General features: G+C 70.6%; 6 protein-coding genes and 2 tRNA genes. All 8 read left to right on the forward strand.

Going from position 1 to position 7,666, the window contains the following annotated elements; genetic code table 11:
• Positions 1 to 138: 138 nt before the first annotated feature.
• The 8 genes from rsfS to ABZY57_RS24035 all read left to right on the forward strand — a co-directional run bounded on the left by rsfS (position 139) and on the right by ABZY57_RS24035 (position 7,298).
• Positions 139 to 585, forward strand: a complete 447-nt coding sequence (rsfS, locus tag ABZY57_RS24000; protein WP_250739445.1) for a ribosome silencing factor — start codon at positions 139 to 141, stop codon at positions 583 to 585.
• Positions 582 to 1,259 carry a histidine phosphatase family protein gene (locus tag ABZY57_RS24005; RefSeq protein ID WP_356515122.1) on the forward strand — a complete coding sequence of 226 codons (678 nt, stop codon included), beginning with the start codon at positions 582 to 584 and terminating at the stop codon, positions 1,257 to 1,259. The genes rsfS and ABZY57_RS24005 overlap by 4 nt, the downstream gene beginning before the upstream one ends.
• A gap of 112 nt (positions 1,260 to 1,371) precedes the next feature.
• Positions 1,372 to 1,444, forward strand: a tRNA-Ala gene (locus ABZY57_RS24010).
• 135 nt (positions 1,445 to 1,579) lie between these two features.
• Entirely contained in the window at positions 1,580 to 1,813 is a 234-nt protein-coding gene (locus ABZY57_RS24015; RefSeq protein ID WP_007264019.1) for a hypothetical protein, read from the forward strand.
• 227 nt (positions 1,814 to 2,040) lie between these two features.
• Positions 2,041 to 2,113: transfer RNA gene (locus ABZY57_RS24020), tRNA-Ala, on the forward strand.
• 257 nt (positions 2,114 to 2,370) lie between these two features.
• Entirely contained in the window at positions 2,371 to 5,259 is a 2,889-nt protein-coding gene (gene leuS / locus ABZY57_RS24025; protein WP_356515114.1) for a leucine--tRNA ligase, read from the forward strand.
• Between the two features lie 194 nt (positions 5,260 to 5,453).
• A complete protein-coding gene (locus ABZY57_RS24030) occupies positions 5,454 to 6,128 on the forward strand; it encodes a hypothetical protein (protein ID WP_356515116.1) in 675 nt (224 codons plus the stop codon).
• Between the two features lie 324 nt (positions 6,129 to 6,452).
• Positions 6,453 to 7,298 (forward strand): DegV family protein, encoded by an 846-nt coding sequence (locus tag ABZY57_RS24035; RefSeq protein WP_356515118.1) that lies wholly within the window; start codon positions 6,453 to 6,455, stop codon positions 7,296 to 7,298.
• The last annotated feature ends 368 nt before the right edge of the window (positions 7,299 to 7,666 follow it).

Below are 7,666 nucleotides of genomic sequence, written 5' to 3' on the forward strand. Positions count from 1 at the left end.
CTTCCGGGGCCTACTGCGGCCTACTCCGGCGGCGTCCTTCGGGCACGGCTCCGCCCGCGCGGCACGCTGCGCGCGGGCGGGGTCGGCGGTACATGAGACCCTTGTAAGGATCTGCCCGCCAACCCGAAAGCATGGCCAGTGACCGCCACGGACCGCTCCATCGAGCTCATCACCGCCGCCGCCCAGGCCGCGGCCGACCGGCTCGCGCACGACATCATCGCGTACGACGTCAGCGACGTGCTGTCGATCACCGACGCCTTCCTGCTCGCTTCGGCTCCCAACGACCGCCAGGTCAAGTCGATCGTCGACGAGATCGAGGAGAAGCTCCTGAAGGAGCTGGGCGCCAAGCCGGTGCGCCGCGAAGGCGACCGCGACGCCCGCTGGATCCTGCTCGACTACATCGACATCGTCGTCCACGTGCAGCACAGCGAGGAGCGTGTCTTCTACGCGCTGGAGCGCCTGTGGAAGGACTGCCCCGAGATCGACCTGCCCGAGGACGCCAAGCTCACCAAGGGCAAGGCCGAGGAGCACGCCGCGCTGCGCGCCGCGCAGGGCGACGACGAGCTGGACGGTGATCTGTTCTGAGCACGACGAACGGCGGTACGACCGCGACCAGCAACGGCAAGACCGGCCGGAAGATCGTCCTGTGGCGGCACGGCCAGACCTCGTGGAACCTGGAGCGCCGCTTCCAGGGCTCCACGGACATCGAGCTGACCGAGGCCGGTGTGGCGCAGGCGCGCCGTGCCGCCCGGCTGCTCGCCTCGCTGAAGCCGGACGCCATCGTCGCCTCGGACCTGATGCGCGCCTCCGCCACGGCTGCCGAACTGGCGGCCGTCACGGGTCTGGCGGTGACGCACGACGAGGCGCTGCGCGAGACGTACGCCGGCGAATGGCAGGGTCTCACGCACGACGAGATCCTGGGCAAGTACGGCGACCAGTACGCGGCGTGGAAGCGCGGCGAAGCGGTCCGCCGCGGTGGCGGCGAGCTGGAGACCGAGGTCGCCGACCGGGCCGCGCCGGTGGTGCTGGAGCACGCCGACCGGCTGCCCCCCGGCGGCACGCTCGTGGTGGTCAGCCACGGCGGCACCATCCGTACGACGATCGGCCGCCTGCTGGGCCTGGAGTCGTACTACTGGGAGGGCCTGGGCGGGCTCTCCAACTGCTGCTGGTCCGTCCTGGGCGAGGGTGCGCGGGGCTGGCGGCTGATGGAACACAACGCCGGCACGCTGCCCGAACCGGTGCTCGGCGACGACGACTGAGCCCACCTCGGAGCGGCTCCCACCCGGATTTCACTTTCCGGCTGGTCACAGGCTAGAGTTCTTCTTGTTCGCAGCGCAGAACACCGGAAACGGGGGGAGCGTCGCGGAGAGCGGGGCTATAGCTCAGTTGGTAGAGCGCCTGCATGGCATGCAGGAGGTCTGGAGTTCAATTCTCCATAGCTCCACAATCAAGATCCCGTCCCCAACAGGGGGCGGGATCTTTGCTTTTGTCCACAGCTGCCCGCGCGAGCACCGGCATGGCAGAATCGGACGGCCGGAGGGGGACACGACGGCCCGACGCGGGAGGGAGTCGCTGACGGATGGGTGCACACCGGCGGCGGTGCGACTGGTGCAACAACGGCACGCCGATCGTGCGGGACATGGAGCCGGTCAATCCCGACTACCAGTACTGGTGCGAGGAATGCGCGCGGGCGCTGATCATAAAAGGCGACCCGATCGAGACGTACCGCGAACTGGAGGGCGAGCCGATCTACGGGCGGCTCCTCGACGAGCACTGCACGCTGAAGCGGTTCTACCAGTTCGCGCGGGCGTGACGTCGGGCCTGGCGGCGGGCGTCACGTCGAGCGTCATGTCGAGCGTCATGTCGGGCGTCACTTCGGGCGTGACGCAGGACGTGCAGAGCCATGTGACGAATCGACACGAAGCGGACATGCCTCGAGGTCCGTGGAAACCGATTTTTGGACCAGGGCCATCACCGTGTAATGTTTGGGATGTCGCCAAGGGGGACCGGAAACGGGCCGCGAAGCGGCAGGCAAGACGAGGGGCTATAGCTCAGTTGGTAGAGCGCCTGCATGGCATGCAGGAGGTCTGGAGTTCAATTCTCCATAGCTCCACAGTGAAGAAGCGGGCCACCGGAAACGGCGGCCCGCTTCTCGTTGTGTGTCCACCGGCCGGAAGGGCAGAGCGCCCCTCGGGGCCGCTGCGGTACCCTGACGCCATGCGTGCCGTACGCCTTCTGCTTACCGAGCCGCGCTGAACAGTTCCGACCCCACGAAGCGGTCGGCCCCGGCGCGGCGCCCCCTCCTGTGCGAGGGGTTTTTTCGTTTGGGCAGCAGAGACGGCAGAGACGATCGATGGAGCTTCAGGAATCATGAGCGAGACGAACACCCCGGCCCCCGAGGCGGCCGAGGCGCACCGTTACACGGCTGCCATGGCCGCCGACATCGAGGCACGCTGGCAGGACGTATGGGACGCGCAGGGCACGTACGAGGCCCCGAACCCCACCGGTGACCTGGCCGGCGCCGAGTCTTCTCAGGCTGCGGCCCTCGTGGCGCGCCCGAAGAAGTTCATCATGGACATGTTCCCCTACCCCTCGGGCGCGGGCCTGCACGTCGGCCACCCGCTCGGGTACATCGCCACCGATGTCTTCGCCCGCCACCAGCGGATGACCGGCCACAACGTCCTGCACACCCTGGGCTTCGACGCCTTCGGCCTGCCGGCCGAGCAGTACGCCGTGCAGACCGGGACGCACCCGCGCGTGTCGACCGAGGCGAACATCGAGAACATGAAGGTCCAGCTGCGCCGGCTGGGTCTGGGCCACGACAAGCGCCGGTCGTTCGCGACGATCGACCCGGACTACTACAAGTGGACCCAGTGGATCTTCCTGCAGATCTACAACTCCTGGTACGACACGGACGCCGCGAAGGCCCGCCCCATCGCCGAGCTGGTCGCCGCCTTCGAGGACGGCTCCCGTGAGCTGCCCGGCGGCGCCTCCTGGGCCGCGCTGAGCGCCGGCGAGCGGGCCGACGTGCTGAACGAGTACCGGCTGGCGTACGCCTCGGACGCGCCCGTCAACTGGTGCCCCGGGCTGGGCACCGTACTGGCCAACGAGGAGGTCACCGCCGACGGCCGGTCCGAGCGCGGCAACTTCCCCGTCTTCAAGGCCAAGCTGAGCCAGTGGAACATGCGGATCACGGCCTACGCCGACCGCCTGCTGGACGACCTGGACGCGCTGGACTGGCCCGAGGCCATCAAGCTGCAGCAGCGCAACTGGATCGGCCGCAGCGAGGGCGCGCGCGTCGACTTCGCGGTCGGCGACGGCGATGCCATCACCGTCTTCACCACGCGCCCCGACACCCTGTTCGGCGCCACGTACATGGTGCTCGCTCCCGAGCACGAGCTGGTCGGGAAGATCGTCCCGGCCGAGTGGCCCGAGGGCACCCACCAGCTGTGGACCGGCGGGAACGCCACCCCCGGCGAGGCCGTGGACTCGTACCGCAAGCAGGCCGCCGCGAAGTCGGACGTCGAGCGGCAGGCCGAGGCCAAGGACAAGACCGGTGTCTTCACCGGCGCATACGCGACCAACCCGGTCAGCGGGGACCTGGTCCCGGTGTTCATCGCGGACTACGTGCTGATGGGCTACGGCACCGGCGCGATCATGGCCGTCCCGGCGCACGACAGCCGCGACTTCGAGTTCGCGCGCGCCTTCGAGCTGCCGATGCGCTGCGTCGTCCAGCCCACGGACGACCGCGACGCCGACCCGCTGGAGTGGGAGGACGCGTTCTCCTCGTACGACGGCACCATCGTCAACTCGACGGGCGAGGGCGTCTCGCTGGACGGCCTGGGCGTCGTCGAGGCGAAGGCTGAGATCACCGACTGGCTGGCCGGGCAGGGCATCGGCGAGGGGACCGTCAACTTCCGGCTGCGCGACTGGCTGTTCAGCCGCCAGCGCTACTGGGGCGAGCCCTTCCCGATCGTCTACGACGAGGACGGCGTCGCCTACCCGCTGCCCGAGTCGATGCTGCCGCTGGAGCTGCCGGAGGTCGAGGACTACTCGCCGCGCACCTTCGAGCCGGACGACGCCACCTCCAAGCCGGAGACCCCGCTGTCGCGCAACGAGGCGTGGGTCAACGTCGAGCTGGACCTGGGCGACGGGCGCGGGGTGCGCCCGTTCCGGCGCGAGACCAACACCATGCCGAACTGGGCCGGCTCCTGCTGGTACGAGCTGCGCTACCTGGACCCGAACAACTCCGAGGCGCTGGTCGACCCCGCGATCGAGCAGTACTGGATGGGCCCGCGCGAGGGACAGCCGCACGGCGGCGTGGACCTGTACGTGGGCGGCGCCGAGCACGCGGTGCTGCACCTGCTGTACGCGCGCTTCTGGTCCAAGGTGCTGTTCGACCTGGGGCACGTCTCCTCGGTGGAGCCGTTCCACAAGCTGTTCAACCAGGGCATGATCCAGGCGTACGCGTACACCGACTCGCGCGGTGTGTACGTTCCGGCGGCCGAGGTCGAGGAGCGGGACGGCGGCTACTTCTACCAGGGCGAGCCGGTCAAGCGTGAGCACGGCAAGATGGGCAAGTCCCTGAAGAACGCCGTCACGCCGGACGAGATCTGCGAGGAGTACGGCGCGGACACCCTGCGCCTGTACGAGATGGCGATGGGCCCGCTGGACGTCTCGCGTCCCTGGGACACCCGGGCCGTGGTCGGCCAGTACCGGCTGCTGCAGCGCCTGTGGCGCAACGTGGTGGACGAGGAGACGGGCGCCGTGACGGTCGTCGACGCGGAGCCGGACGAGGCCACCCTGCGCGCGCTGCACAAGGCGATCGACGGGGTCGGCGGCGATATGGCCGGACTGCGCTTCAACACCGCCATCGCGAAGATCACCGAGCTGAACAACACCCTGACGAAGGCCGGCCGGCCGCTGGAGCGCTCGGTGGCGGAGCGGCTGGTGCTGCTGGTGGCCCCGCTGGCGCCGCACATCGCGGAGGAGCTGTGGCAGCGCCTGGGCCACGGCGAGTCGGTTGTCCACCAGGACTTCCCGGTCGCGGACCCGGCGTACGTCGTCGACGAGAGCGTCACGTGCGTCGTCCAGATCAAGGGCAAGGTCAAGGCCCGCCTGGAGGTGTCTCCGGCGATCTCCGACGCCGAGCTGGAGCAGCTGGCGCTGGGCGACGAGGCGGTCGTGGCGGCACTGGGCGGCGCGGAGATCCGCAAGGTGATCGTGCGCGCGCCGAAGCTGGTGAACATCGTCGTCTGATGTCTCTGACTGATGTCTGATGGTTGCCGTCTGCCGTCTGCCGTCTGCCGTCTGCCGTCTGCCGTCTGATGTCGGACGGCAGAGGCGTCTAGGGGTATTCCCGTACGGGCAGGTTGGGGGTTCGATTGGAACCCGCAGCCTGCCCGTGGCGTTTACGGTGGAAGGGTAGTAATCGGCTGGGGAAAGGGACCCTCATGGAGGCGGCTTTTATCATCGTGGCCCTGGTGCTGCTGTTCGCCTTTCTGGGGCTCGGTGTCTACGTGACGACGAAGGTGGTCAAGGCTGCCGCGCGCGGTGTGGACCGGACCATCACCCAAGCCCGCCGCACGGTGGAGGACACCACCCTGAAAGCCCGCAGCTTCGGCCAGGTCGGTGTCACGGGCACGCTGGCCACGCTGCGGCTGGACCTGCGGAACTCGATGCGGGCCACCCAGCAGGCGCTGAACGACGGGGTCCGGACGGACGCCTCGCTGAAGGAGTCGATCGGGCTGTTCGAGCGGCTGAGCGTGCACGGGCACGAACTCGACGAGGAACTCAAGCGCCTGGAGGCGGAGCCCGACCGCCAGCGGATCGCGGCGGTCCTGCCGGACCTGCGGGAGCGCACGGCGCAGATCACGCAGGCGGCGGACTCGCTGCGCTGGGCGGCGCGCGACCGTGCCCGGCGCTTCGCGGAGGACGACCTGTCGCACCTGTCGGCCCAGATCGACGTCGAGTCGGGCGCCCTGCGGGACTGGTCCCGCGCACCGGCCGACGACGTCCCCCAGCCGGCCCCCACGTGGAACACTCCCGAGCCCGCGGCGCTCTCGGAACCCACCCCGGCCCCCCAGTACCCCTGGCAGAAGACCCGCCGCCCGGAAGCGACGACCTGAGCCGAATCCCGTCCGGGCGGGGGTACGGGCGAAGCCGACGCCGGCCGAATCCAGCCGCGCCGGGGTTTGCGGCGCGGGCCCGGGCAGAGGCGACGTCGGCCGAATCCAGCCTCGGGGGGGTTGCGGCGCGGGCCCGGGGAGCGCCCGGGGAACGGCGGAAGGGCGGGTAGGGGATCCAGCCCCGCAGGGCCGTCCCGCACGTGCTTGGGTGCCCGGGCAGCGGCCCGGCCACCGCCGGGCGGCATCCCGCTCGGGGCCGGGGTCCGGGACCCACCGGCGGACCCGGGCTGCCGGAACACCCCCACTGCCGGTAACCTCCGCCTCATGTCCCGCCATGTCGCGATCGTCACGGATTCCACGGCCTACCTGCCCCAACCGGCCATGGCGCGGCACGGAATCACCTCCGTCCCGCTGACCGTGGTCCTCGGCGACCAGGCCCTGGAAGAGGGCACCGAGATCTCGGCCAGGAGCCTCGCCCTGGCCCTGCAGAAGCGGCGCTCGGTCACCACGTCCCGTCCCAGCCCAGAGGACTTCACCCAGGCCTACCGCGCGGCCGTGGAGGCCGGTGCGACCGGCATCGTGAGCCTGCACCTGTCCGCGGAGTTCTCCGGCACCTACGATGCCGCCGTCCTCGCGGCGAAGACCGCCCCGGTGCCCGTCCGCGTCGTCGACACCGGCATGGTCGCCATGGCCCTGGGCTTCTGCGCCCTGGCCGCCGCGGAGGTGTCCGAGGCCGGGGGTTCCCTCGACGAAGTCGTCGCCGCAGCCGAGAAGCGGGCCTCGGGCATGTCCGCGTACTTCTACGTCGACACCCTCGACTACCTCCGCCGCGGCGGCCGCATCGGAGCCGCACAGGCCCTCCTCGGTTCGGCGCTCGCCGTGAAACCGCTGCTGACGCTGGACGGCGGGCGGATCGAGATGCTGGAGAAGGTGCGTACGGCCTCCAAGGCCATAGCCCGCCTGGAGGAACTGGCCGTCGAGCGCGCCGGGTCCGGCCCCGTCGATGTGGCTGTGCACCACCTCGCGGCCCCGGAACGCGCGGAGAAGCTGGCGCAGAGGCTGCGCGAGCGGATCCCCGGGCTGGTCGAGCTGCACGTCAGCGAGGTCGGCGCGGTGATCGGCGCACACACCGGACCGGGGTTGCTGGCGGCGGTCGTCTCCCCGCGCTGATCACCGGATCGAGTGAGGGAGATATCCACAACGGCGAGGCCATCCACCGGAATTGAGGCTTCCGAACGTGTGTCGCGGCGCGGCCCTACCGTCGTGCCATGACTCTTCGTACGCGAACCTCAGGTCCCGCCGGCGCCACCAGTGGCCCCGGTCGTCCCCGTCTCTCCGACAGCCGTCTGCGGCATCGCCGCGGGCAGCGGCCAGGCCGCCCCGATCCCGCGGTGGTGCGGCGCCGGGCCGAGGCCCTGCTCGGAGCGGGCCGCCCCCCGGGCGCTCCGCCGCCGCCAGGGGGCGCCCCGGGCGGGGGGGGGCCCCCGGCGCGGGCGCGGGGGGGGGGGTGGCGGACGGGGACGCAGACCGGGACGGGC

Origin of the sequence: Streptomyces sp. NPDC006450 (assembly GCF_040612195.1) — a bacterium.
Lineage (GTDB): Bacteria > Actinomycetota > Actinomycetes > Streptomycetales > Streptomycetaceae > Streptomyces.